This window comes from Pseudomonas sp. NFX71 (genome assembly GCF_048079215.1).
GTDB lineage: Bacteria > Pseudomonadota > Gammaproteobacteria > Pseudomonadales > Pseudomonadaceae > Aquipseudomonas > Aquipseudomonas fluorescens_B.
The window spans coordinates 4,740,349-4,765,718 of record NZ_CP182230.1 but is presented as its reverse complement, the minus strand read 5'-3'; the positions used below and the strand labels follow the sequence as shown (position 1 = coordinate 4,765,718).

The 25,370-nt window shown below is 58.7% G+C and carries 24 protein-coding genes; 15 read left to right on the top strand and 9 right to left on the bottom strand.

Annotated features, from left to right (window positions below):
• Positions 1 to 236 precede the first annotated feature (236 nt).
• From ACM1ZW_RS22355 to ACM1ZW_RS22345, 3 genes are all read right to left on the bottom strand, one after another.
• Positions 237 to 944, bottom strand: coding sequence for a TetR/AcrR family transcriptional regulator (locus ACM1ZW_RS22355; protein ID WP_017339255.1), 708 nt, complete (start codon positions 942 to 944; stop codon positions 237 to 239).
• Between the two features lie 80 nt (positions 945 to 1,024).
• Positions 1,025 to 1,942, bottom strand: a complete 918-nt coding sequence (locus tag ACM1ZW_RS22350) for a LysR substrate-binding domain-containing protein (RefSeq protein WP_416739373.1) — start codon at positions 1,940 to 1,942, stop codon at positions 1,025 to 1,027.
• Positions 1,943 to 1,967: 25 nt separating this feature from the next.
• Complete coding sequence (locus tag ACM1ZW_RS22345) at positions 1,968 to 3,179, bottom strand: MFS transporter (RefSeq protein ID WP_414879869.1); 1,212 nt, start codon at positions 3,177 to 3,179, stop codon at positions 1,968 to 1,970.
• Between the two features lie 424 nt (positions 3,180 to 3,603).
• On the opposite strand from ACM1ZW_RS22345, the gene ACM1ZW_RS22340 reads away from it, so the two are divergent.
• Positions 3,604 to 5,283 carry a methyl-accepting chemotaxis protein gene (locus ACM1ZW_RS22340; RefSeq protein WP_031318983.1) on the top strand — a complete coding sequence of 560 codons (1,680 nt, stop codon included), beginning with the start codon at positions 3,604 to 3,606 and terminating at the stop codon, positions 5,281 to 5,283.
• Between the two features lie 75 nt (positions 5,284 to 5,358).
• Here ACM1ZW_RS22340 and ACM1ZW_RS22335 read toward each other — a convergent pair whose 3' ends face one another.
• Positions 5,359 to 7,359: a peptidase U32 family protein gene (locus ACM1ZW_RS22335; protein WP_414879811.1), complete on the bottom strand. Its 2,001-nt coding sequence runs from the start codon at positions 7,357 to 7,359 to the stop codon at positions 5,359 to 5,361.
• A gap of 282 nt (positions 7,360 to 7,641) precedes the next feature.
• On the opposite strand from ACM1ZW_RS22335, the gene ACM1ZW_RS22330 reads away from it, so the two are divergent.
• The 4 genes from ACM1ZW_RS22330 to ACM1ZW_RS22315 all read left to right on the top strand — a co-directional run bounded on the left by ACM1ZW_RS22330 (position 7,642) and on the right by ACM1ZW_RS22315 (position 11,123).
• The gene (locus tag ACM1ZW_RS22330) at positions 7,642 to 9,102 is read left to right on the top strand and encodes a DUF3300 domain-containing protein (protein WP_416739372.1); all 1,461 of its coding nucleotides are present in this window, start codon (positions 7,642 to 7,644) and stop codon (positions 9,100 to 9,102) included.
• Positions 9,103 to 9,128: 26 nt separating this feature from the next.
• Complete coding sequence (locus ACM1ZW_RS22325) at positions 9,129 to 10,016, top strand: DUF2950 domain-containing protein (RefSeq protein ID WP_416739371.1); 888 nt, start codon at positions 9,129 to 9,131, stop codon at positions 10,014 to 10,016.
• A gap of 67 nt (positions 10,017 to 10,083) precedes the next feature.
• Positions 10,084 to 10,662: an S-(hydroxymethyl)glutathione synthase gene (gene gfa, locus ACM1ZW_RS22320; protein WP_416739370.1), complete on the top strand. Its 579-nt coding sequence runs from the start codon at positions 10,084 to 10,086 to the stop codon at positions 10,660 to 10,662.
• A 170-nt stretch (positions 10,663 to 10,832) separates the two neighbouring features.
• Positions 10,833 to 11,123, top strand: coding sequence for a hypothetical protein (locus ACM1ZW_RS22315; RefSeq protein ID WP_414879815.1), 291 nt, complete (start codon positions 10,833 to 10,835; stop codon positions 11,121 to 11,123).
• Positions 11,124 to 11,166: 43 nt separating this feature from the next.
• Here the strand turns inward: ACM1ZW_RS22315 and ACM1ZW_RS22310 are convergent, their stop codons facing one another.
• Positions 11,167 to 12,123 (bottom strand): AraC family transcriptional regulator, encoded by a 957-nt coding sequence (locus tag ACM1ZW_RS22310; RefSeq protein WP_416739369.1) that lies wholly within the window; start codon positions 12,121 to 12,123, stop codon positions 11,167 to 11,169.
• A gap of 202 nt (positions 12,124 to 12,325) precedes the next feature.
• Here ACM1ZW_RS22310 and ACM1ZW_RS22305 point away from each other — a divergent pair, with 202 nt between their 5' ends.
• The 5 genes from ACM1ZW_RS22305 (at position 12,326) to ACM1ZW_RS22285 (ending at position 15,363) form a co-directional block, all read left to right on the top strand.
• Positions 12,326 to 13,279, top strand: coding sequence for a hypothetical protein (locus ACM1ZW_RS22305; protein ID WP_416739368.1), 954 nt, complete (start codon positions 12,326 to 12,328; stop codon positions 13,277 to 13,279).
• Between the two features lie 81 nt (positions 13,280 to 13,360).
• Positions 13,361 to 13,783: an MAPEG family protein gene (locus ACM1ZW_RS22300; RefSeq protein WP_414879818.1), complete on the top strand. Its 423-nt coding sequence runs from the start codon at positions 13,361 to 13,363 to the stop codon at positions 13,781 to 13,783.
• A gap of 106 nt (positions 13,784 to 13,889) precedes the next feature.
• Positions 13,890 to 14,150 carry a DUF6555 family protein gene (locus tag ACM1ZW_RS22295; protein WP_416739367.1) on the top strand — a complete coding sequence of 87 codons (261 nt, stop codon included), beginning with the start codon at positions 13,890 to 13,892 and terminating at the stop codon, positions 14,148 to 14,150.
• 101 nt (positions 14,151 to 14,251) lie between these two features.
• Complete coding sequence (locus tag ACM1ZW_RS22290) at positions 14,252 to 14,875, top strand: hypothetical protein (RefSeq protein ID WP_416739366.1); 624 nt, start codon at positions 14,252 to 14,254, stop codon at positions 14,873 to 14,875.
• 5 nt (positions 14,876 to 14,880) lie between these two features.
• Positions 14,881 to 15,363, top strand: a complete 483-nt coding sequence (locus tag ACM1ZW_RS22285; RefSeq protein ID WP_416739365.1) for a hypothetical protein — start codon at positions 14,881 to 14,883, stop codon at positions 15,361 to 15,363.
• A 139-nt stretch (positions 15,364 to 15,502) separates the two neighbouring features.
• On the opposite strand, the gene ACM1ZW_RS22280 is transcribed toward ACM1ZW_RS22285, so the two are convergent.
• Together ACM1ZW_RS22280 and ACM1ZW_RS22275 are read right to left on the bottom strand one after the other, a co-directional pair.
• Complete coding sequence (locus ACM1ZW_RS22280) at positions 15,503 to 15,700, bottom strand: YbdD/YjiX family protein (RefSeq protein WP_017339263.1); 198 nt, start codon at positions 15,698 to 15,700, stop codon at positions 15,503 to 15,505.
• Between the two features lie 15 nt (positions 15,701 to 15,715).
• The gene (locus ACM1ZW_RS22275; RefSeq protein ID WP_017339264.1) at positions 15,716 to 17,773 is read right to left on the bottom strand and encodes a carbon starvation CstA family protein; all 2,058 of its coding nucleotides are present in this window, start codon (positions 17,771 to 17,773) and stop codon (positions 15,716 to 15,718) included.
• A 502-nt stretch (positions 17,774 to 18,275) separates the two neighbouring features.
• Here ACM1ZW_RS22275 and ACM1ZW_RS22270 point away from each other — a divergent pair.
• Genes ACM1ZW_RS22270 through ACM1ZW_RS22260 form a run of 3 tightly spaced genes read left to right on the top strand, consistent with a single transcriptional unit; the run spans position 18,276 to position 20,648 of the window.
• Complete coding sequence (locus ACM1ZW_RS22270; RefSeq protein ID WP_416739364.1) at positions 18,276 to 19,637, top strand: cache domain-containing protein; 1,362 nt, start codon at positions 18,276 to 18,278, stop codon at positions 19,635 to 19,637.
• Positions 19,638 to 19,663: 26 nt separating this feature from the next.
• Positions 19,664 to 20,296 (top strand): response regulator, encoded by a 633-nt coding sequence (locus ACM1ZW_RS22265; protein WP_017339266.1) that lies wholly within the window; start codon positions 19,664 to 19,666, stop codon positions 20,294 to 20,296.
• Between the two features lie 43 nt (positions 20,297 to 20,339).
• Positions 20,340 to 20,648, top strand: a complete 309-nt coding sequence (locus ACM1ZW_RS22260; protein ID WP_414884141.1) for a DUF7693 family protein — start codon at positions 20,340 to 20,342, stop codon at positions 20,646 to 20,648.
• Here the strand turns inward: ACM1ZW_RS22260 and ACM1ZW_RS22255 are convergent.
• Both ACM1ZW_RS22255 and ACM1ZW_RS22250 read right to left on the bottom strand, forming a co-directional pair.
• Entirely contained in the window at positions 20,632 to 21,906 is a 1,275-nt protein-coding gene (locus ACM1ZW_RS22255; protein WP_017339268.1) for a glucarate dehydratase family protein, read from the bottom strand. The two genes, ACM1ZW_RS22260 and ACM1ZW_RS22255, sit on opposite strands and share 17 nt — an antisense overlap.
• Positions 21,903 to 23,300, bottom strand: coding sequence for an MFS transporter (locus tag ACM1ZW_RS22250; protein WP_416739363.1), 1,398 nt, complete (start codon positions 23,298 to 23,300; stop codon positions 21,903 to 21,905). The genes ACM1ZW_RS22255 and ACM1ZW_RS22250 overlap by 4 nt, the downstream gene beginning before the upstream one ends.
• A gap of 106 nt (positions 23,301 to 23,406) precedes the next feature.
• Between ACM1ZW_RS22250 and ACM1ZW_RS22245 the strand changes: the two genes are divergently transcribed.
• Together ACM1ZW_RS22245 and ACM1ZW_RS22240 are read left to right on the top strand one after the other, a co-directional pair.
• Positions 23,407 to 24,309 carry a LysR substrate-binding domain-containing protein gene (locus ACM1ZW_RS22245; protein WP_416739362.1) on the top strand — a complete coding sequence of 301 codons (903 nt, stop codon included), beginning with the start codon at positions 23,407 to 23,409 and terminating at the stop codon, positions 24,307 to 24,309.
• Positions 24,310 to 24,493: 184 nt separating this feature from the next.
• On the top strand, positions 24,494 to 25,354 hold the full coding sequence (locus ACM1ZW_RS22240; protein WP_017339271.1) for a CAP domain-containing protein: 861 nt from the start codon (positions 24,494 to 24,496) through the stop codon (positions 25,352 to 25,354).
• Positions 25,355 to 25,370 lie beyond the last annotated feature (16 nt).

The window sequence follows — 25,370 nt, the reverse complement described above, 5'->3', positions numbered from 1 at the left end:
AGCTGGAGGATCAAATTTTCGCAGGACTGACCGGAACGACGTCGCGGCGTCGCTGAAAGAGAACACGCTTCAGGCGTTGGGAAAGGGCTTTTGCAGGGCAAACAGACGCGATAACGACCCTCACCACCCGCTCAGCTGAAGGCTGAAACAGGTGATGAGTGGTCGACAAAAAAGAGGGTCGAAGCAGGAGATCAGGGGGCAGGAAAAGGGGAACAATTCATTCGGATCGAAGCCGATCAATTCTCGCCGAGGTCGTTATCGAGTTGCTGCAGGACGTGGGGACTGCCGTTAAGGAACGCATCGACCATCTGCTCGATCTGCGCATCAATGTCCTCAGTCACTGGAAGATCGTAAATCCATTTGCGCACGCCGATATAGAAAATGCTGGCATGCAAACTCCAGATCAGCTCAAGCTCTTTTTCATTGATCGTTTCACCTGAGGACGGCGCCAATCCATGAGCATGGCGAATTTCTGCAATGACAGGAATGAAGACGCGCTCACGCAATTTAGCCAGATACCGATCGTTGATGCCTTCACGTGTCAGCCCGGCGAATACGAAGATACGAATCCATTCTCGCCGCAGAATCACGCTTGCGTATGAAGTATAGAAACGAACCAGGCGAGGCTGCAGGGGTTCCGAACGATCCTTGATGATCGCCTCCCACTCGGTATCCCACTGATAGACCTCCTCGTAGACACGGTCTATCAAGGCCTCTTTGCTAGGAAAATATCGATAGAGCAAGGGTTGGGTAACGTCAAGTTGTCGCGCCAGCTCACGGGTACTCCCCGAGAATCCGCACGTTGCAAAATGCTCGATGGCTTTCTGCACAATCTGCTTTTCCCTGACCTCTGGCGAAAGGCGTCGAGTCGTCGACTTGACGAGGCCTTCGGAGTCGGCTGATTTTCCAGGCTCTTTCTCGTCCACATTTTTTGAGTCTTGCATAACGCCTCACTAGAGCTTCATCGAGGCATCATACAAAACAAAAGAATGCGCTGGCTATGAACCCGATTTATCAGGCGCAATCAGCTCTGCGACAAGCCTTCAGGCCCCAGCAATTCGCTGATGAAATCGATAAACGCATTGACGCGCCGGGAGCCACGATGATTGGGGAGATACAGCGCAGAGATGGCCGAACTCGCATCGTTCGGATTGACAACAAATGACTCGAACAACGACGTCAATTGACCACCCCCAATATCATCATCGACGAGCCAGTCAGGTAACAAAGCCACCCCGCCGCCCGCCATTGCGACCTCCCGCAAAACCTCCGCATTGTTGCTTTTAAAGCGCCCCTCCACGGGTACCCGAGTCTCTTCACCGTCGTTCAGGAAAGTCCAGACCTGTTGCTTTGGGCCGTAACTGAAGCGCATGCATTCATGCTGCAAGAGGTCCATGGGATGTTCAGGGAAGCCACGGGTCTTCAGGTACTCAGCATTGGCAACCACCCGACGTCTGAAATGGCCGACGGGACGACTGACGACACCATCCATCGCTGCTGCCGAGCCCAATCGGATCGACAGATCGACGCGCTCGCCCAGCAATTCGACAATGTCGTCAGACAGCGTCATGTCCAGCACGAGTTGCGGGTAACGCTTCAAAAACGAGGCGATATGAGGCGCAATCAGACGACGTCCAAACGCCACCGGGACGGAAATACGAAGATGCCCTGCGGGCACTTCCCCACGGTCAGTGACTGAAGCATCCGCTTCGGCTACTGCGCTCAATACCTCCCGCGCTTTCAAGTAGTAAGCGGCCCCGGCATCTGACAACGATATCTGACGCGTGGAGCGGTTAAGCAAAACCGCCCCCAGTTCCGCCTCCAGCCCATCGATCATCCGGGTCACGGAAGACGTCGCCAGGCCCAACTGCCGAGCGGCAGAAGAAAAGCCCTTCGAGTCCACAGCCTGGACGAACATCTTCAACGCGAGCAACTTGTCCATGACACTCCTTGACTGCCGCGGAGTCTCATTGAGCCTGCCCGGCTCGACGAGAAACCATCGAAAAGGCGACCAGAGCGATCAGTGACAAAGCGCTACCCACCGCTGCAACAGCCAACCAGCTGGCGTGTTCATAAAGCGAACTGGCCACCGAGGAACCGATTGCGCCGCCAATGAAGATACTGATCATGTACAACGCATTCAGACGACCTCTGTTCGCCGTGCCCAGGGCGTAGACGGCTCGTTGGCCCAGCACCATGTTCATCTGCACCGCAAAATCCAGCGCGATACCGGTAACCGCCAAACCAATCACACCGTAAAGGGGATTGATGAAGGCCGGTAGGAAGCTCACAACGCCCAACACCATGGCCAACTGTGAGGCACGTCGAGTGTGTCCGGCATCAGCGAGTCGACCGCTTATAGGCGCGGCGACTGCACCGATGGCGCCAACCAGAGAGAACATCGCGATCTGACTTTGCGTGAGGCCAAACTCACGGCTCAATACCAGCGGCACCGCAGTCCAGAACAAACTGAACGCCGCAAACATCAGCCCCTGATAAAGCGCACGCTGACGCAATACCGGCTCGCGGCAAAACAGTTGCCCAAGGGACATCAGCAGTTGACCGTACGACGCCCGATGGGCCGGCTGCCACTTGGGCATGGTCATGGCGATCACGATGGAGATGATGAGCATCAAGGCAGCCGCCCCGATAAACACGGCTCGCCAGCCGAAATGATCAGCCACCAGGCTCGACAGCGGCCGCGCAAGCAGAATCCCTAGCAGCAAGCCCCCCATGATCCCGCCAACCACCCGGCCGCGAGATTCTTCCGGAGCCAGATGCGCAGCCAACGGGATAAGCATTTGCACGGAGACCGAGCTGAAACCGATGAGTGCCGAGACGACAAGAAACACGCTCGGCTGCTTGGCCAGGCCGGCGGCGACCAGGCTGAAGATCGTAATCACGATCGTCGCGACCATCAGTCGGCGGTTTTCTACCAGGTCCGCCAAGGGCACCAGGAAAAACAATCCGAGTGCATAGCCAATCTGAGTCAGCGAAACAATAAAGCTCGCGCTGCCATTCGACATGCCGATATCCGGGGCGATCAAGCTGATGATCGGTTGTGCGTAATAGATGTTGGCCACGATGGCTCCGCAACAAAACGCGAACAGAAGTACCAGCCCTCTGGTCATTGAAGTTTTTTGTATCGTCGTTGCTGTACTACTTGTAGAAGCGCCCATTCCATAAACTCCTGAGATTCGACAGCGGTGACTCTCCAAGGAAAGATCACTCGCATTGATGTTTGTCAGGTCAACAAAATAGGCGGCACTCCCCCTCCAGAGAATATGGGCAGGACGCAACGTCATGTTGCGTCAAGCGCAAAAGACCCCGGGCCTGGTCAACGTTGCCTCTTGGGTCAATGACACGACAGGTTCTTCCACCGCCGTTTACCGACCATCGACAAGCCGTTCGGGATGAGCGTAGACTACTATTGATCGATCGATCATTAATAATTTTTTGACGACGGGAGACCTTTCAGTCTCTCCAGACCCAACGGCTTCAACCCAAAAACACCCCCGCCTTTTACGCGACGTTTAGCCAGCCTTGGCCGAAATAAAAAGGGCTGGAAAACAATAAAATCTCTTGAGTGAGGTGAAACTCATCGTGATGCTAAGTCTTCGCAGCAAAATCATTCTTCTGACGATCATCCCTGGCCTTTTGCTGGCCGCAGTGATCAGCGGTATCACCTTTTGGGTTTTGCAAAAGCTGGCATCCGAGGAAGTCGAGCAGACGCGCGACCTCTTGATCAATGAGCGAAAAACTTCGCTCAAGCACTATATGGAAATTGCCCAGGCATCGATTCAGCCGATCTACGACGCTTCCGGATATGGGGATTCCAACGCTCGGGATCAGGCCGTCAAGATTCTGCGTACGCTGAGTTTTGATAAACAAAACTACTTTTACGGCTACGACTCTTCGTCTGTTCGCGTGTTTTCCGCCAATCTGAACACCGATATCGGCAAGAGCTTTGTCGATAGCAAAGATGCCGACGGCGTATACGTCATTCGGGGGCTGGTTGAAGCGGCCAGGACGGGCACTCATTTTTTCCGCTATCAATGGCAAACACCCAGCAGCCCGAAACCTACACCCAAGCTCGGCTACACCGTTTACCTGGATAAATGGGACCTGATCGTGGGTACCCAGGTGAACCTGGACGATCTTGAGGTTCAGGTGCAGGCCATCGCCAGCGAGCGCTATAAGCGAATCGGCCAGCACACCACGTACATCCTTTTCCTTGCCGTTTGCGTGCTGCTATTCGTGGCGCTGATTGGCATTTGGCTAGGCAACAGCATTGTGAGACCTGTGCTGGCCATCAAGAAGAAACTGGACGACATCGCCGCTGGAGATGGCGACCTCACACACCGTTTGCCCGTTTCGAGCAACGATGAGCTGGGCGATTTGGCTCACTCGTTCAACTTGTTTGTGGAAAAAATTCATAGCCTTGTACGTCAGATCGCTGAGATGACCGGGCAATTGACTGCACTGGTCGAAGAGATGTCGGCCCAGGCACAACGGTCAGAGCAGGCCATGGATCGTCAGCGCCAGGAGACCGATCATGTGGCGACAGCCATACATGAAATGTCCACGGCTGCGCATCAGGTTTCCGTCAGTGCCCAAAGTGCTTCGCTCGCAGCACGGGAAACCAGCGATGTGGGTGGGCAGGCAAGGGATGTCGTCAACAGGAGCATCGAAAGCATTCATTCGTTGATTGAGGAAATCGGCCAAAGCAGCGCGTCCCTGGACAGCCTGAACAAGGATGTGCAGTCGATAGCCGGTGTCGTTGACGTCATTCGTTCTATCGCGGAGCAAACCAATCTATTGGCTTTGAACGCCGCCATTGAAGCAGCACGGGCCGGCGATGCGGGTCGTGGTTTTGCGGTGGTCGCTGACGAAGTCAGGGCCCTGGCCAGCCGTACGCAGAAAAGCACTCAGGAAATCCATGGGATGATCAGCCTGCTGCAAAAAGGTACTCAAGGCGCCATGATCACAATGGGCCGCTCCAGCGACACAGGCCGGACAACGGGGGAGCTGGCAAACCGGGCGGGAATGTCGCTGGACGCCATCAGCCAACTGATCGACACCATCAATGACATGAACGCTCAGATCGCCAGCGCGTCCGAAGAGCAAAACGCCGTGGCTGAAGAAGTAAACCGCAGTATGAGTCACATCTCACAGGCGGCTGACGTAGTCGCCGGTGACGCCAAGAATGGCGCACAAACCTCCAGAAGTCTCACGGATCTGGGGAGTCGACTGGGTCGTCTGGTTGGCCAGTTTCGTATTTAGATTCTGGCCTGCCATACACGCAATCGGGTCGATCAGGCGAGCGCAACAGGACAACTGCACGCTCGCCTGTCACGCTCAGTGGGGCGCGCGAGGGATGGTCTTGAGCAGGTCTTCGGGGCTGATGTGACCGACGATCGGTTCCATGACGCTGCCCGGTTGCGGCAGATCGAGGATGTGTCCCTTGATCTTGCCGATGACGTGCATCTCGCAAGGCTTACAGTCGAACTTCAGCGTCAGCACCTCGTCACCGTGCACCAGTTGCATTGGCGCGACCTTGGTGCGCACACCGGTGACGCCTTTGGCTTGCTTGGGGCAAAGGTTGAAGGAGAAACGCAGGCAGTGCTTGGTGATCATCACCGGCACTTCGCCGGTTTCCTCGTGGGCCTCGAAGGCCGCGTCGATCAGCTTCACGCCATGTCGGTGATAGAAGTCGCGGGCCTTCTGGTTGTAGACGTTGGCCAGGAATGACAGGTGCGATTCCGGGTACACCGGCGGCGGGTTGGTTTCGGCCTTGCGGCCTCCCCGTGGGTGGGCCAGCAGGCGGGCCGCGGTCAATGCTTCGATCACTTCGCGGCGCAAGGCCTTGAGCTGCGAATTGGGGACAAAAAACGCCTGGGGCGCATCCAGTTCAATGGCGGTGGCGTGGTAGTCGGTGGTGCCCAGTTGACCGAGCAAGTCACGCAGTTGCTCCAGGGCCTGCTCCGGCTTGTTGGCCAGACCGAACGGGCCGTCCAGGGAAACGCTGGCGCTGACGCCCTCCTCGCTGGTGGCGGTGAGTTGCAGGCGCTGTTCGTCCAGCCGTGCGACCCAGGTCAGGCCGATACGACGTTCGGCAGACGTCTTCTGCAAGGCTTGCTGCCAGTTATGGTCCAGGTTGCGGCTCAGTGGATGGTTGGGCCGCAGCTTGTACATGCCTTCCGGCATCTCGTTGGGCTCGACGCGGTAGCGATAGCGCTTCTGGCCCTCTTCGTCGAACTCTCCCCTGGGCTCCGCGATATTGGCGCGGAATCCCACCACCTCGCGCTTGATCTGCACATTGAGGCCATCGCCGTTGGACAACGGTTCGAAGGTCACCACCTGCAAGTCGCGCTTGCCAACCTTCTCCACCACGCCCACCGGCAAGCCGGTGAAGGTCGGTGAATCGAAGGCGCCGATGTCGATCTTGCGCTCGCTGACGAAGTAGTCGGTGCTGCCACGGTGGAAGGTCTTGTCCGGGTCGGGCACGAAGAAGTGCGCCGTGCGGCCACTGGAAGCGCGGGCCAGGTCCGGACGGTCTTCGAGAACATCGTCCAGGCGCTGGCGGTAGTAGGCCGTGATGTTCTTCACATACCCCATGTCCTTGTAGCGCCCTTCGATCTTGAACGAGCGAACGCCGGCTTCCACCAACGCGCGGATGTTGGCGCTCTGGTTGTTGTCCTTCATCGACAGCAGGTGTTTTTCATAGGCAACGACGCGGCCCTGGTCGTCCTTGAGGGTGTACGGCAAACGGCAGGCCTGGGAGCAGTCGCCACGGTTGGCACTACGGCCGTTCTGTGCGTGGGAAATATTGCACTGGCCGGAAAACGCCACGCACAGCGCGCCATGAATGAAGAACTCGATCGCCGCGTCGGTCTCGTCGGCGATGGCGCGAATCTCTTGCAGGTTAAGCTCGCGGGCGAGTACCAGTTGGGAGAAGCCCGCCTGGTCAAGGAACTTGGCTCGCGCCAGGGTGCGGATGTCGGTCTGGGTGCTGGCGTGCAGCTCGATCGGCGGGATATCCAGCTCCATCACGCCCAGGTCCTGGACGATCAACGCATCGACACCGGCATCGTACAGTTCGTGGATCAGCTTGCGGGCCGGCTCCAGTTCATTGTCATGCAGGATCGTGTTGAGGGTGGTGAACACCCGGGCGTGGTAGCGACGGGCGAATTCCACCAGCCCGGCGATTTCACTCACCTCATTGCAGGCGTTGTGGCGGGCGCCGAAGCTTGGGCCACCGATATACACGGCGTCGGCACCATGCAGGATGGCTTCGCGGGCGATGCTCACGTCACGGGCGGGACTGAGCAGCTCCAGGTGATGTTTAGGTAGAGACATGTTTTTTTATCTGGTTTGTCACGGTCGAGGCACGCATTGTAGCGGCGAAACACTTGCCAGGCACCCGTGGCCTACCGAGTGGTAGCCGCCCCCATACCGCCAGCCCGGTTCGCACCCACGCCGACCACTCGGCCAATCGCCGCCGTGAATCCATGGCAACAAAAATATGTTTGCTACCATTAGAGAGCAGCATCGAGGCTGAGGCCTGGCTCGCGAAATCGGCTTTAACCTTCCTGACATTGATCCATTCCGTTCAAGCCTGCCTGAGCATGTGGGGGGCCAATGCGCATTCCATTGTTTTTCGCGGTGTCCGCGGCACTGTTGTTACACGGATATTCCTGTCTGGCGCAGCCATTGGATGCGACCGCGAACGGTGCTGAAACAGCGCCCGTCACGGCGGCCGTCAAAGATGCCGTGTTCAATCAGGAGCAGCTGGATCAAATGCTGGCGCCCATTGCGCTTTACCCGGATCCACTGCTGGCCCAGGTACTGATGGCCACCACGTACCCCGGCGAAGTCACCGAGGCGGTGACCTGGTCCAGATCACACCCGGACGCCAAAGGTGACGATGCGGTCAAACAAGTGGCGAGCCAGACGTGGGACCCGAGTGTACAGGCGCTGGTCGCCTTCCCGCAGGTGCTGGCAACGCTGGGGCAGGATCCCGTTTGGGTGCAACGTCTGGGAGATGCCTTCCTGGCGCAGCCCGACGATGCCATGGAGGCCGTGCAACGCCTGCGTCATCAGGCGCAAGCGGCAGGCAATCTGCAGAGCAATCAATATCAGAACGTGACGGTCCAGAACTTTGCGGCACCGGCACCGGCACCTGCACCCGCCACTTCGGCTCCGGCTCCGGCTCCGGCTCCTGCGCCTGCCAGCAGCACTTCCACCATCATCATTCAGCCCTCCGATCCACAGGTGGTGTACGTCCCCAGTTACAACCCGACCACCACATACGGGACCTGGTCCTATCCCGCGTCACCCCCTGTTTACTATCCGCCACCGCCAGCCTATTACCCCGGCTCGGCGTTGATGGCCGGACTGGCGTTTGGTACCGGTGTGGCGATCGTCGGCGCGCTGTGGGGTGACTGTGACTGGGGTAACAACGACATCGACATCGACGTCAACCGATACAACAACATCAATGCCAACAACCGGATCACCAATAATCAGAACAAGTGGCAGCACAACACCGTTCATCGCGATGGTGTTCCCTATCGAGACAGAAAGAGCCGCGAACAGTACGGCCGACAACTGGACGGTGCCAGTCAGCGTGAGGCCTATCGAGGGGATAATGCCGAGCGCGCCCAGGCTCGTGAACGGGCCCGTGGTGCCATGGACAAGCGTGGCTTCGAACAACCTGCCACCAGCAACCGCGAAGCCCGGGATCGAGCGCGCGAAGCCCAGTCCGCAACCAACAATCGGATGCAAGGCACGGACAGAGCGAAGTTGTCCGACAGGAGCCAGGGTAACGCCAGAAACGCTCGAGAGAGCCAGCAACCGAGGAACCAGGCTGCTCAGGCGCGCGGACAGGGCACGGCGCAAAAAAGGCCATCCGCCAATGCGGGCAGTGCCCGCAACAATGCATTCGCCGGCGCGCGATCACCGGCCCAGTCCAACGCACAAGCCAGTCGTGGCCGGGCCAGCGAGATGTCCGCCCAGCGCGCCAGTGCTTCGCGATCAGCCGGCCACCAGATCAGTCGGCCGTCGAATCCACCCGCGCGTCAACGAGGGGGTCGTCGTTGAAAAACAATCCTCGAATAAAGTCACTCATGGGTGTGTTCCCCCAGGTATTGGCGATGGTTGCCGGCGTGGCGTGGTCGTGCGTTGTTGCGGCACAGCAGACATTTCGAACGCCGGAAAAGGCCGCTCAAGCGTTCGTCGAAGCCCTGGGTACAGAGCACGCCGATCAGTCGCGCCTGACAGAGTTGCTGGGTAAAGAATGGCACAGCTACATACCCCGTGAAGGGGTTCAGCGCAGTGATGTGGATGCTTTTTTGAAGCAATACCGCGAGCAACATTCCATTGAAAAAACCAGTGACCGCAAGGCGCTTCTGTCGGTCGGCAGCGACCACTGGACACTGCCGATACCCATGGTCAAGGTCGAGAAAGGTTGGCGCTTCGACATCAAGGCCGGCCAGGCCGAAATCCGTGCCCGTCGAATTGGCCGCAACGAACTTGCGGCGTTGCAATCCGTACGGACTTATCACGACGCCCAGATGGACTATTCGTCAGTGGACCGTGACGGTGACGGCGCACTCGAGTATGCGCAGAAAATCTTCAGCGCCGCCGGCAAGCACGACGGTCTCTATTGGGCCGACGACGACAGCGATCAGATCAGCCCGTTGGGGTCCTCGTTCGGCAAAACCATTGCCGGCGAAGACTGGCACGGTTACCACTTCCGTATTCTTGATGGCCAAGGCCCTTCGGCACCTGGCGGCGCCTACAGCTACCTCATGGGTGACAAGATGAGCCGTGGCTTTGCACTGATCGCCTGGCCGGCGAAATACGCTGACACCGGGGTCATGAGTTTCATGATCAGCCATGAAGGCCAGGTGTTCGAGAAAGACCTGGGCGCCGAGGGTGAGAAACTGGCGCGGTCAATGAAGCGTTTTGACCCGGATGACAGCTGGAAGGTAGTGCCTGCCGACCAAGAGTAAACGCTTCGAACAGCGCGCTACTCTTGATCTGCACATAGAACTGAGGGTCGCATCGAAGGAGGTCAACATGAGCACCTTGAAACTTCACCCTGTACTGGACAATGGTTTCCAGCCCGCCGCCGCGAATTTCACAGGTGGCACCCTGCAATGCCTGTGTGCGAACGACAAGGTCGAGGTCAAGATCGACGCGCAAACCCTGCATAACCACGCGTGCGGCTGCAGCAAATGCTGGAAACCGCAAAATGCGATATTCGCCGTCATTGCCGTGGTACCCCGGGATAAGGTCAGCGTCACGGCCCACGGCGAAAAACTGGCCATTGTCGACGAAACCGCCACCATCCAGCGCCACGCCTGCAAACAGTGCCACGCTCACCTCTTCGGGCGCATCGAAAACAAGGACCACGCCTTTTATGGCCTGGACTTCGTCCACACCGAGCTCTCACCCCAGAGCGGATGGGCGCCACCGGGCTTCGCGGCGTTCGTGTCCTCCATCATCGAAACCGGCACACCGCCCGCACAAATGAAGGCCATCCGTGAGCGTCTTCGCTCGATCGGCCTGGAGCCCTATGACTGCCTGTCCCCGGACTTGATGGACGCACTGGCGACTCATGTCGCCAGACAGAAAGGCCTGCTCCCCGCCGCCTGATTGATCGACCGCCGCGGCTCTGGGCCGGGAGCTGCCGGTGGTCGTGGCCTTTCGCTTGTCACCGGCGTTTGACTAAGCTGAATAGATCAGGACGAACTGAAATCCAAGTGATAGCGGCCACCCGCGAATCCGGACGGGTATCAAGACGGTAACTCGCAAAGGAGATGACCATGTACGCGGTCATAAGAACCTACTCGGGTCGTGACGCAAAAAAACTTTTCGATTTTCTTGAAGAGCAAAAGGCCGACGTCGAGGCGGCCCTGCGCAAAGTACCTGGCCTCGCCAGCTACACACTGCTGCCTCTCGGTGATGGCGGTATATCGATAACGGTTTGCACGGACAAGGCTGGCACCGATGAGAGCATGAAAGTCGCACGCGAATGGATTGAGAAGAACGCCTCGCACATCCATACGTTCCCACCGGTCGTCACGGAAGGGCCGGTCATTGTGCAAATCAATTAGCGCGCCCTGATGCCCCCTCACGACATTATCGCTGTCCCGTGGATCACGCAGATTGTCTGCGCCAAGTGCCGGGTGATGTACCAAACTGGCGTTTGAATGCACGACTGAACGCCGCTTCGGATTCGTAGCCCACTGCAAAGCCAATCTGCGCCACATTGCCGCGACCTTCACGCAGCTGTTGAGCCGCCACGTGCATACGCCACAGCGTCAGGTATTGCATCGGTGGCTGTCCGACCAATGCCGTGAATCGCTCCGCAAAAACCGAGCGCGACATACCCACTTCAAGCGCCAGGGCGTCTGCAGTCCAGCGCTCGGTTGGACGAGCATGGAGCAGCGCCAATGCGCGCCCGATATGCGGATCCCGCAAACCTGCCAGCCACCCGCGCCGCTCAGCGGGGAGGTTCGCGACATACTGGCTGACGGCTTCGACGAATAGCAGTTCGGATAGCTTGGAGATGATCGTTGTCGAGCCGACGCGCCCCGCCGCAATCTCACTGACAGCGAAACGGAACGAGCTTTCAATCCAGGCTCCCGATGCAGTCGCGCGCACGTCCAGTTTCAATAAGGATGGCAGCGATGAAAGCAAAGGACTGAAGGGTGTGTCCGAGCCGAGGAATCCACACAACAACTGCGTGGCCTCGCCGCCTCCGCCGTACTTGATTCGTGAAATGCCGCCGACTTCCGGCGGCTGGACAACTTCGCGCGCATGCATGGGCGCAATGCTCAGGTCGCTGCCAAAAGTATGAACATCATTGCAAGGAAGCAGAATGAGTTCACCTGCCTGCACATCGACAGTCGCGCCACCGTCGATTCTTAATTGCATGTGCCCCGCGGCGACAAAATGCGACGCAATGACATGTCGAGGCGTCGCCAGGAACGGTTTGCAGTCGTCCGCAGAGAGCCTTCCGTTGATGCACCAGGGCGCAGTGAATTCCGCCTCGAGAAAAACCCCTCCAGACAGCCGAATCACACGCAAGACATCAGAAAGTGCATCCAACAATTGCCAGCCCTCCTTTCCGGAGTCCGGAGCATGTAATCAGGCGCACCGGTCATTCTTCGCCCGAACTGCGAGGCCTAGATTAGCACCAACGTCGACTCAGTGATCGTGACGCTCCCCCCCAGAGGCTTCACCCAGGGGTCATTGGCTCCGACGTTCCCGTAATTGCCCCGTTCCAACTCGACCAGGAAAGCAGGAGATCACTATGAACACCGTCGCTACCAGACCCGGCTCAGTCTCGGGCAACGCCGACCGATATGCCCAAATTGTCAGATCATCAAAGAAAGCGGAATGGCAGATCGATCGCGACTTGCTCCAGGACCGACGTTTCGACTTCTCGCGCAAATTCTTGCCCGACGGACTCTCCCAGATCGACCGCCTGACCTTTCTCAACGCCGACGAGGCGCGCCTGCTCAGTCAAATTCAGGGCCGAACCTATGCATTTATCTTTGGCCTGGTCGAACGTTTTATCAGTGCCAAAATGCTCGATCAAGGTCGGGGCCATGTCTTTGACGATCAGCTCGCAATTGAAGCGCTGGTGCGATTTTCCAACGACGAGATCAAGCACCAGGAGCTGTTCCGGCGCGTAGAGACGATGATCGGTTCGCAAATGCCAGCGGGATATCGGCAAGTTGCCGATCCCAACGATGTGGCGCGCGCGGTACTTGCGTCCAGCACCTGGTCGGTGCTGGCGTTGACCTGTCATATCGAACTGTTTGTTCAGACGCACTACGTAAAAAGCATCGCCCCGCGCGAGGAGTTGTGCCCACTCTTCAAGGATGTCTTCAAATATCACTGGATGGATGAAAGCCGGCACGTCGTACTCGATGAGCTGGAGTGGGAGGCGGAGCACGCGAAACTCTTGCCGGCCGAGCGCGACCAGGCAGTCAACGATCTGATAGCGCTGGTGGCAGCCGTCGACACCCTCCTGCAGGCACAATCGGCATCCGACGCTGACTACTTCATTGGAAATGTCTCACGATTGCTCAGTGCCGATGAGACAGCGCAAATCAAAGCCTGCGTGCTGAGCGCCTACCGTTGGCAATACATTATCTCGGGCGTGCAGCATCCACACTTTGGCCGGCTGCTTTCGCGCATGACAACACCCGCACAGATGTCCAGGATTCAGGCCGCACTGGCCCCCATCATGAGCCATTGATCGACAGGGCGCGGCCGACCACACATCGGTCGCGCGGCTGGGGAATGACGTGCTGAAAATGATTGATCGAGGATCGCCGCCATGACGATACCGATGTGGATGTTGCTTGGGTTTGCGACCTGGACTTTGCTGCTGTTGATGGCAACCGTCGGGGTGTATCGCTGGATCAGAATCCTGTTTTCGAATGTTCCGATTGCCTCTTTCCGCAGCGATCAGGTCGATGGCGAAGACTGGTATCGGCGCGGGATGAGAGCACATGCCAATTGTGTGGAAAACCTGCCTGTCTTTGGCGCCATCGTGCTCGTGATTTCAGCCCTTGGGGTCAACAGCGCTGCAGTGAACTACTTGTCCACACTCGTCCTGATCGCTCGTGTTTGCCAGTCGCTGGTTCACGTAGCCCACGTACAAACCGATGCGTTCGTGGCGGTTCGGTTTGCCTTCTATTGCGTTCAGTTGATCTGTTTTCTTGCGCTCATTGTTCTGGCCGCTTGTTACGGCGCATGAGGAACTTCAACAAATGGAGCGCTTTCTCAGGACAAAAATACCCTCCGCGTTTTGCAGAGTCAGGAAGACGCCCGAAAAATAAAAGGGAACTGGCACTAAGCCACTAATGTCCGAGCCGCATCACCTGGAGAATTGGCTGATGCGCTCTCGGCATTTTGAAATCACCTACTGTTTGAATGACTCGCGTCGAATGTTTGTCCAGCCGGACACTCACATGACCGATGAAGATGCGTGGTATTACGCGTGTCTGCACGCAGGCGTGGGCCTTTTGTATGGGGCAGACAACGCTCAGGGCAATCATGCGAACCTGCTCGACCACGCTGAAAAGTCCGGTTTGACCGATGTCAAATGGGAGGAATTGCCGTAACCCGCGATTGAATGCCCTTCCCTGCACAGGCAAAGATTTCAGCCTCCCGCTACGCTCAACACAACGCATCTTCCTCTACATGAAATGAGGTCGACCTTCCTATGCTTTTATATCCGAGATTATCCGCCGGATTGCTTGGCGGGCTCCTTCTTGCTGCATCGGTTGCAAGCAACGCTCTGGCCGATGTCAAAACCTGCGAGTGCGAGTTCAGCGGCCGGGACTATCAAGCCTACGGCACGAGTGGTGCCTGTGGTGTATTCATGTACGCAAAGGCCAGTATCTGCGAGATCTCTTTCGCCGGTATCGGCGCCAATCCAGATGTGCTGACCAACCCGAGGCTGGGAACTAATACTCAGCAGGCCCAGTTAGACGTCGCACCGGATATTTTCAGTCGTTATCTCGAGTTCGTAAAAACAGGCAACGTCACGCCTCTGAGCGAGCAAAACTTCATAGAGCGCAGTTTGCCCGTCATGGCCCGCGCCAGCCTGTTTCGCGCAGCCCCGCAAATAGCAGAAGCGCCGATCAAGCAGCTGGATGCCGTGATTCAGGACGTGGCACACAAATACAGCGGCGAACTGGAAGCGATTTTCCTCGGAAAAAAAGAGCCGCATACCCTCCAGTGGGATACCGAGAGCAAGGTTGAACTGGGTCGCGGTTATGTCCAGATCAATTACAGAAAGGATATTCAACTGCGCGTTCTTTACTTCTCGCCAGCACAGAGGTGAAGGTCATGAACTTCACATGCCTTGAAGAATTATCGGATCTTGACCGGACGGGTTTGATGGTGGCGATGATCGGTGCCGCGATCTTGCTGCTTCTGGGCCTTGGTTTGTCCTTTCACCTGAAACTCTGGCAAGCGCTCACGGAAATCATCTATGCCAAAGTCCACTTGAAGTTGCCGCCTCCCCTGCTGTGCCTGCTGACTTGCTTCGCTGTATTGGGCGGCATCTATGGGTGGCTGAATAACCACTATCCGGCCGACAGTATTATTTTCAAGGATAAGCCCTGGACGCTTGGGGAGATCAAACAGCGACTGGAGACAGTGTCAGGGGTGGATATTCAACTGAAAGGAGACGTGGCGAGTTTTGCCATTGATAGAAGGATAAGCGGGGCCTGCGCGGCCGATGTGCTGAAAGCGATTTGTGACCATTACCGGGATCAACTGATTTGTCGCAATGAGCCCGCGCGAACCATTATCGAACGTAAACCCTGAAAGTTGCTGCATACAAAACAACTGTGGGAGCTAGCCTGCTAGCGATGACGGCTGAACATTCAACATCATTGTTGATTGACAGTCCGCTATCGCTAGCAGGCTAGCTCCCACAGGGATTGCTGTTAAGCCGACAACCGGGTCAACAGCACTTCGGCCCGGCCTTGCTGCCGTAACGAGCTTCCTGGCGCTCCCGGAAGAACACCTCGTAACTCATCACCGGCTTGTCCGGGTGTTTGCTCTGCATGTGCTCGACGTAGTTGTCGTAGTCGGGCATGCCGACCATCAGGCGCGCGGCCTGACCGAGGTATTTACCGAGGCGACTCAGGTCATTGAACATGTTCGCAATCCTCGATCAAGCGTCCGGTATGGCCTGGAATGGCGCTTCTTTATCCGTGCGTTCCTTGGTACCCCAGGCGGCGATACCGACCTTGAGGGCAAAGAACAGGATGCTGAAGACTACGAACAGGAACAGCGCAGTCAGCGTTGCGTTGGTGTACGCGTTGTAGATCACGTGCTGCATCTGCTCGATGCTTTTGGCCGGGGCAAGCACCTGACCGTTGGCCAGTGCATCGCTGTATTTCCTGGCCAGCGCGAGGAAACCGATGGCCGGATTGGCATCGAACAGCTTGATGAAGCCTGCGGTAACGGTGCAGATCAGCAGCCACACCGCCGGCAGCATGGTGACCCAGACGTAGCGTTGGCGTTTCATTTTGATCAGTACGACGGTCGCCAACATCAGCGCGATACCAGCCAGCATCTGGTTGGAGATACCGAACAGCGGCCACAAGGTGTTGATGCCGCCCAGCGGATCGATCACGCCCTGGTACAACAGGTAACCCCACATCGCCACACAACCGGCGGTGGCGATCAGGTTGGCGGTCCAGGAATCAGTACGCTTCAGCGCCGGCACGAAGGAGCCGAGCAAGTCCTGCAGCATGAAGCGTCCGGCACGGGTGCCGGCGTCCACCGCGGTCAGGATGAACAGCGCTTCGAACAGGATCGCGAAGTGGTACCAGAACGCCATGGTGTTTTCACCCGGCAGAATGTTGTGCAGGATCTGCGCGATACCGACCGCCAGGGTCGGTGCACCGCCGGCGCGGGCCAGGATGGTGGTTTCACCGATGTCCTTGGCCACCGCTTGCAGGGCTTCCGGGGTAATCAGGAAACCCCAGCTGCTGACGGTCTGCGCAACCGACACAGCGTCGGCGCCGACAATGGCCGCCGGGCTGTTCATGGCGAAGTACACGCCCGGCTCGATTACCGAAGCGGCGACCATCGCCATGATGGCCACGAAGGATTCCATCAGCATGCCGCCGTAACCGATGTAGCGAGCATGACCCTCACTCGCCAGCAACTTCGGCGTGGTGCCGGAAGCAATCAGCGCATGGAAACCCGACACCGCGCCACAGGCGATGGTGATGAACAGGAACGGGAACAGACCGCCCTTCCATACCGGCCCGGTGCCGTCGATGAATTGGGTCAATGCCGGCATTTTCAGGTCAGGCATGGTGATCAGGATGCCGATCGCCAACGCAATGATGGTGCCGATTTTCAGGAACGTGGAGAGGTAGTCACGCGGTGCCAGGATCAGCCACACCGGCAGTACCGCAGCAACGAAACCGTAGCCGATCAACATCCAGGTGATCTGGATGCCCGTGAAAGTGAAGGCCTTGGCCCAGACCGGATCGGCAGCAATCTGCCCACCGAGCCAGATCGAGCCGAGCAGCAGCAATACGCCGATGACGGAGATTTCACCGATACGACCCGGACGGATGTAGCGCATGTAAATGCCCATGAACATCGCGATCGGGATGGTCGCCATCACCGTGAAAATGCCCCACGGGCTTTCGGCCAGGGCTTTGACCACGATCAGCGCCAGCACCGCGAGGATGATGATCATGATCAGGAAGCAGCCAAACAGCGCGATGGTGCCGGGGATGCGGCCCATTTCCTCACGGACCATATCGCCCAGAGAGCGGCCGTTGCGGCGAGTGGACATGAACAGGACCATGAAGTCCTGAACCGCACCGGCCAGCACCACGCCGGCGATCAGCCACAGCGTGCCGGGCAAGTAGCCCATCTGCGCCGCCAATACCGGACCGACCAGCGGACCTGCGCCGGCGATGGCCGCGAAGTGGTGACCGAACAGTACGTGTTTGTTGGTCGGCACGTAGTCCAGACCATCGTTATTGAGGACAGCGGGGGTGGCTCGATTGGGGTCGAGTTGCATCACCTTGTTGGCGATGAACAGGCTGTAGTAGCGATAAGCAACGAGGTAGATGGCGACGGCTGCGACTACGATCCAGAGGGCGTTGATCGCTTCGCCGCGGCGCAGGGCCACGACACTCAGCGCAAACGCTCCCAGAACAGCCACGGCAAACCAGGCGAGGTGTTTAGCCAGACGGGGCATAGCGTGTCTCCTGCCGACAGCCAGTGACTGCGGCGGTAATTTTTATAATTGTGTCCGCTGTGCGGAGCTGGCCCAATATCCGCGCATGCCGTCCACAAATAAATCCGCGTTACTACGTACGCGGTCTCTACGTAGTTCTACGTAGAGACCGCCGATCTCGCAGCTGAAATGCAATACCCCTGTGGGAGCCAGCCTGCTGGCGATGACGGTGGCACATTCACCATTGATGTTGACTGTGCCACCGCCATCGCCAGCAGGCTGGCTCCCACAGGGGTTTGTGTTTTCAACTCGCTGACTTCCCAACCACAGGTCATTCCGTCCAGCAGCGCTACTGGACGCGCATCTCTTTGGCATATGATGCCCGCCTTCGCCTAATGCCGTCCCTGTAGGAGCGAGCTTGCTCGCGATGGACTCAAGAACAACGCGTAAATCCAGCCAACACGCGTTTTCATTGACGACCTTCGCGAGCAAGCTCGCTCCTACAAAGTCCTCAGGAGCCCAGATGCAGCTCAAACACAAAATCGTCGCGCTCGGGATTCTGCCGCTGGTGCTGGCGATCGCAGTCATCTGTGCGCTGGTGATTTCCCTGAACCGTCAACTGGGCGATCAACAGGCGCAGCTGATCGAAGACAGCATTCTGGCCAGCAAGCGCGCCGAACTGAAAAACTACGTGGAAATGGCCCAGAGCCTGATCGCGCCGCTGTACGACGACGGCCACGGTGACGCGCGCGCCCAGCAGCAAGTGCTGGAAGAACTGCGCAAGCTCAGCTTCGGCATCAATGGCTACTTCTTCGTGTACGACCGCGAGGGTCGCAGCCTGATGCACGCGCGGCAATCGGATCTGGTGGGTCAGTATCTGTGGGACATGAAAGACCCGCACGGCCTGCCGGTGATCCAGGTCTTGCTCAAGAGCGCGCAATCCGGCGAAGGTTTTCAGCGCTACGCCTGGAACAAACCCTCCTCTGGCGAGGTGACCGACAAACTTGCCTACGTGGTGATGCTGGATCGCTGGGGCTGGATGCTCGGCACCGGCATCTACCTTGAAGACGTTGAACGCGCCACTCAGCAGGCCCGCGACGAAGTGGCGATGGGCATTCGCAAAACCATGCTGGCGATTGCCGCCGTAGCGCTCGTGGCCGTGCTGTTCGTGTTTGCCAGCGGCATGACCCTGAATGTCAGCGAACACCGTCTGGCCGACAAAAAACTGCAACGCCTGACCCAGCGCATCGTCAGTTTGCAAGAGGAAGAACGCTCGCGGGTTTCCCGAGAGTTGCACGACGGCATCAGTCAGGTCCTGGTCTCCATCAAGTTCCAGTTCGAACTGGCCAGCCATGTCCTGGAGAATGGACAGGACAAAGGCTTGAGTATTTTGAGAGAGGCCACGGAGCGGCTGGGAGACGCGATTGGCGAGGTTCGCAGCCTCTCCCACGACCTGCGCTCCTCCTTGCTCGACACCCTGGGCCTGTCCGCGGCTATCGGTCAACTTGCCGAGGAATTCGAGCAGCGCAGCGGGCTGACGGTGACCTACAACGATAACGAATTCGACTGCCACCTGGTCGATGGCGCGGCGGTCTCTCTGTTCCGCATCGTCCAGGAAGGCCTGACCAATATTGAACGCCATGCACAGGCGAAAAACGTTTCCATCAACCTGCACGGGTCTGAAGAATCCATACGGCTGACGGTGGTCGATGACGGTGTCGGCTTCAACGTCGCCCAGGTCGAACGGCGTCATGCCGGGATTGGCCTGCGCAATATCCGTGAACGTGTCGAGCATTTTGGCGGTCGATTCGACCTGATCTCGATGCCGGGAAGAAGTGAGCTGGACGTGCTGCTGCCGATGAAAATGCCCGGCGCAAAACGCTGACCTGACAATAAGAGTGAATACTCGTGATGAACCTGCCCTCCCCGATCCGCGTCGCCCTGGTCGACGATCACTCTTTGGTCCGCGACGGGATCAAGGCGCTGCTGTCTGTCATGGCCCCGCTGGAAGTGGTCGGCGAAGCCGAGAATGGCGCGGACGCCATCGAGATGGTCGGGCGCTGTCAGCCGGATCTGTTGCTGGTCGATATCAGCCTCAAAGACATGAACGGCCTGGAGCTGACCCGGTTGCTGCGCAGCCAGTACCCGTCGCTCAAAGTGCTGGTGCTGAGCATGTACGACAATTACGAATACGTGAGTGAGTCCGTTCGCTCAGGTGCCAGCGGCTATGTGCTGAAGAATGCGCCGTCACGGGAAATCATTGCGGCTATCGAAGCCATTGCCAGCGGCGGGACGTTCTACAGCGCTGAAATCGCCCAGCGGCTCATCGCCGATAAAAGTACCGACAACGAGCTGACGCCCCGTGAAAGTCAGGTGCTGTACAAAATGGCGCAAGGGATGAACAACAAGGAAATGGCCCGCGACCTGGACATCAGCGTGCGCACCGTAGAAACCCATCGCCTGAGCATCCGCCGCAAACTCAACATCGACAAACCGGCGGCGCTGGTGAAATACGCGATCGATCACGGGATCATTTCGCCGTAAACCACGCAAACACCACCGACACACCTACTTGCCGGAGACCGCTGTGCCGCCCTTGACCGCCCGTGAGATTTACCAGCTGTTGCGTGATGCCGCTCTGGAGGTTCGCCCGCTGCGACTATCGGGCGAACCGGCCGAGCCCGGCGTGGTGCAGGTCGATATCGAGGGCTGGCGCCTGACCCTCGATGTCGACGGCACCCACCTGCGCCACTGCCAGCATTGCCAGAGCCCGGATGGCCGCGAGAGCAGCTTCGACAGTTGGCAACGTTACGGCACCGACCCGGTGAGTTTGCTCAGCGGCTGGGAGCAGGCACAGATCGAGCGTTTGCTGAGCGCATTCAAAAGCGCGGTTTAAGCGCTTTCCAGTCCGGTTTGTAGCGCTGCATCTGTTTCACGTCATCGCGCTGACGAATGCCGCAGGTCAAGTATTGATCATGCAACTTGCCGAGCTGATCCTGATCCAGTTCCAGGCCCAGCCCGGGTGCGCGGGTGATTTTCACGCAGCCATCGACAATCGGCAGCTTGCCACCCTTGATCACTTCTTCATCCGGCTCCTGCCACGGGTAATGGGTGTCGCAGGCGTAATCCAGATTGGGCACCGCCGCCGCCACATGCGCCATCGCCATCAGGCTGATGCCCAGGTGCGAGTTGGAATGCATCGACACGCCGAGACCAAAGGTGTCGCACATTTTCGCCAGCGCCTGAGTGTCACGCAGACCACCCCAGTAATGGTGATCGGCGAGGACGATCTGCACGCTGTTCAACGCCACGCTACGGCGGAACTCGTCGAAATCGGTGACCACCATGTTGGTCGCCAGCGGCAAACCGGTGCGTTTGTGCAGCTCGGCCATGCCGTCGAGGCCCGGCGTCGGGTCTTCGTAATATTGCAGGTCATCGCCCAGCAGCTCGGCCATGCGAATCGAGGTTTCCAGTGACCAGTTGCCGTTCGGGTCGATGCGCAGCGGATAGCCGGGGAAGGCTTTTTTCAGCGCCTTGATGCACGACACTTCATGCTCCGGCGGCAACGTGCCGGCCTTGAGCTTGATGCTCTTGAAGCCGTAAGCCTCGATCATCCGCCGCGCCTGGGCGACGATCTGCTCTTCGTTCAGCGCCTCGCCCCAATTGTCTGGCTTGTAGGGTGAATCGACGTGTTGCGCGTACTTGAAAAACAGGTAGGCGCTGAACGGAATCTCATCGCGGATCGCCCCGCCCAACAGGTCCACCAACGGCACGTTCAACGAATGTGCCTGCAAATCCAGGAACGCCACTTCGAACGCCGAATACGCGTTGCTCACCGCTTTGCTGGCATGTGAGCCCGGCGCCAGTTCGGCACCGGCAATGCTCGCGGGTTTGTTCGCCGCCACGGTGGCCTGGACGATGCGGCGCAGTTGATTGAGGTTGAACGGGTCGAGGCCGATCAGTTGCGATTGCAGTTGTTGCTGGATCAACAGCGCCGGCGCATCGCCGTAACTTTCACCGAGGCCGATGTAGCCATTGTCGCTTTCGATTTCGATGATCGAGCGCAGCGCGAAAGGCTCGTGAATCCCGCTGGCATTGAGCAGCGGCGGATCACGGAAAGCGATGGGGGTGACGGTGACTCGTTTGATTTTCAAGAGGCTGCTCCCTTTGGATCAGGTTTCAAAGCGGGGTGACTTAAAGAAGATGGCGCTGTTGCGGTATCGACCGGTTTCCCCTTCAGCACGTTGTGTGCATCGCCCCGCGGTGCCGTGCGGGCAAAGAAGATCACCACTGCCGCCACCAGTGAAGTGGCTGCCAGACCGTACAGGCCACCTTCGATGGATCCGGTTTTTTGCTCGAGTAAACCGAACGCCGTCGGCGCCACAAAACCGCCCAGGTTGCCGATAGAGTTGATCAACGCGATCACTGCCGCCGCGATGCGTGCGTCCAGATAGCCTTGGGGAATCGGCCAGAACAACGCCGAGGCAGCCTTGAAGCCAATGGCCGCAAAACAGATGGCGACGAAGGCGAAAATCGGCCCGCCGGTGGTGGACATGAACATGCCGAACGCAGCAATCACCAAGGTCAACGCAACCCAGGCCTGCTGGTGTTTCCATTTGCTGGCCATGGCGGCGAAGGCATACATCGCGACGATGGAAATGATCCACGGTATCGAGTTGAACAGGCCGACCTGGAAGTCGCCGAGGTTGCCCATTTTCTTGATCATGCTTGGCAGCCAGAAGGTGGCGCCGTAGATAGTCAGGGCGATGGAAAAATAGATGAAGCAGAACAGCGCAATCTGCTTGTCAGCCAGCAATCTGAACATCGACGGCTTCACTGTCTGCGTGGCTTCGCGGGCCTGCTGCTCCAGCGCGATGGCGCTCACCAGTGCGTCCTTTTCTTCCGTGCTCAGCCAGTTCGCCTCACGCGGATGGGACTGCAACCAGAACCAGACAAACCCGCAGAGCACGATCGAGGCAAAGCCTTCGATCAGGAACATCCACTGCCAGCCGTGCAGGCTGAAACCACTGACGTTCAGCAAGGCACCGGAGACTGGCCCGGAAATCACCGAGGCAATGGCCGAGCCACTGAGGAAGATCGCCATGGCCTTGCCGCGTTCGGTCGACGGCAGCCATTGGGTGAAGTAGTAAATGATGCCGGGGAAGAAACCCGCCTCGGCTGCGCCGAGAATGAAACGCAGCACATAAAAGCTGGTTTCGCCGCGCACGAACGCCATGGCCATGGCCGCCGCGCCCCAGGTGAACATGATGCGCGTCAGCCAGGCGCGGGCGCCGTAGCGTTGCAGCAGCATGTTGGAGGGGACTTCGAAGATTGCGTAACCGATGAAGAACAGCCCGGCGCCCAGGCCATAGGCGGCGGCGCCGATGCCCAGGTCAGTTTCCATGTGGCTGCGCACGAAGCCGATGTTGACCCGGTCGATGTAGTTGACGATGAACATCACCACGAACAGCGGCAGCACGTGGCGCTTGACCTTGGCCGCTGCGCGGGCGAGCACAGTCGGGTCCGGCGGACTCTGGAGGGTATTCAAGGGGCGACTCCCGTTCATTGTTTTTTTAGGGACGGGCCGATCATGGACGCGGACATTGATCCCGTCTAATCTAACTTGGCATTCGATTGATACCTGGATTAGATCAATGTTCGAACTGACGCAATTGCGCTGCTTCACCACGGTGGCGACCGAGCTCAATTTCCGCCGCGCCGCCGAACGGTTGAATATGACCCAGCCGCCGCTCAGCCGGCAGATTCAACTGTTGGAGCACCATCTGGGCGTCGAGCTGTTCACCCGCACCACCCGCAGCGTCGCCCTGACCGCCGCCGGCCGCGCGTTCTTTATCGAAGCGCAGAACCTGCTGGAGCGCGCCCAACAAGCCGCCGCCACCGCACGACGCTTCGCCGAAGGCGATATCGGCACGGTGAACATCAGTTTCGTCGGCAGTGCGGTGTACGAATTCCTGCCCAAGGTGATTGCCGAAGCGCGGCTCAAACAACCGCAGGTGAAAATCGACCTGTCGGAAATGAACACCTACCAGCAGCACGAAGCCTTGCGTGCCCGCCGTATCGATCTGGGCATCGTCCGTGCGCCATTGCTGGAGCCGGGTTACGCCACCGAATGCCTGGTGCGCGAGCCGTTTGTGCTCGCTGTGCCCAGCAACCACCGGCTGGCCAGCGCTGAAATCGTGTCGGTCAACGACCTCGATGCCCAACCGTTTCTCATGTACTCCCACGCCGCTTACCCGCCGTTCAACGAACTGCTGACCGGGATGCTGCGCTCGGCCCGCGTCGCCCCGGAATACGTGCAATGGCTCGGCTCGTCGCTGACGATTCTGGCGCTGGTCAACGCCGGCATGGGGTTGGCGCTGGTGCCGCGTTGCGCCAGCAGTGTGGTGTTCAAGAATGTGATGTTTCGCGATATCGACCTGGGCGAAGGGGTGCAGAGCGAGTTGCATCTGATCTGGCGGGAGAACAATGACAACCCGGCGTTTGCGATGTTGCTGGAGGGGATTCGCACGGCGGTGCGGGAGGGTTGGGGCGCGTAGATAGCGGGCGAGAGGTGTGGATCTTGCTGGCTGGCAAAACAGCATCGAACGGTACGTCCGTCAGACGCGTGGCGGCCCCGGTAAATATGCCCTCCTGCGCCGTGAACCTTGTTTGAACTCCCCAGTCTTACAGCGGCGCCAATTCCTCCCCTAATCGTTGTCATCTCTTCAGAGCTGTCCCTCCATGCGCCAAACCGACCACGCCTTGCGCCTGACTTCGCTGTGCCTGTTCACCCTGCTTTCTTTTACCACCCGCCCCGCCCACGCCGGCGCGGAACGGCAACTGGTGGAAGCCATCAACGATTACCGTGCACACCCGCAGCGCTGCGAGCGGCGTCCCGCCCAACGTTTGTCACCGTTGACGCTGAAATCCAACCTGGCCTTGCCGATCGGCTACGGCGGCGGCTTGCGGGACCGGTTGAAAGCTTCCGGTTATCAGGCAGTGACCGTGCGCACCCTGCGTGTGGTCGGCGCGCAAGATGCCGAAGAGGCCTTCGACCTGCTGCAAAGCGACTACTGCATGGCATTGCTGGATAGCCAATACGCCGATATCGGCGTCAGTCGCAGCCGCAGCGAATGGCAAGTGGTGCTGGCGCGGCCAGTACTGGACAGCCAAATGGACGACACACGAGCCGTCAGCCGGGCCTTGCTCGCCCAGGTCAACGCCGCGCGGGCCAAACCGCGCCTCTGCGGGCGTCAGCGTTTCGCCGCCGCCCGACCACTCGCCTGGAACGCCAGCCTCGGGGCCGCAGCCCAGGGCCACAGCAAGGCAATGGCCTACGGAAATTACTTCGCACACCGCGATCCCGACGGTGATACGCCAGCCGACCGTGCAAGAGCGGCCGGATTCCGTGGCCGCCAGATCGGCGAAAACATCGCCGCGGGGCAAGGCTCACCGAGCAAGGCAATGGCAGGCTGGCTCGCCAGCCCCGGGCACTGCGCCAACTTGATGAGCCCGCTGTTCACCCAAGTGGGAGCCGCCTACGCGACGGATTCGCGCAGTGACGAAGGGGTTTACTGGACGATGCTGTTTGGAGCGCCTTGAGGCCGGTAACGCAGTG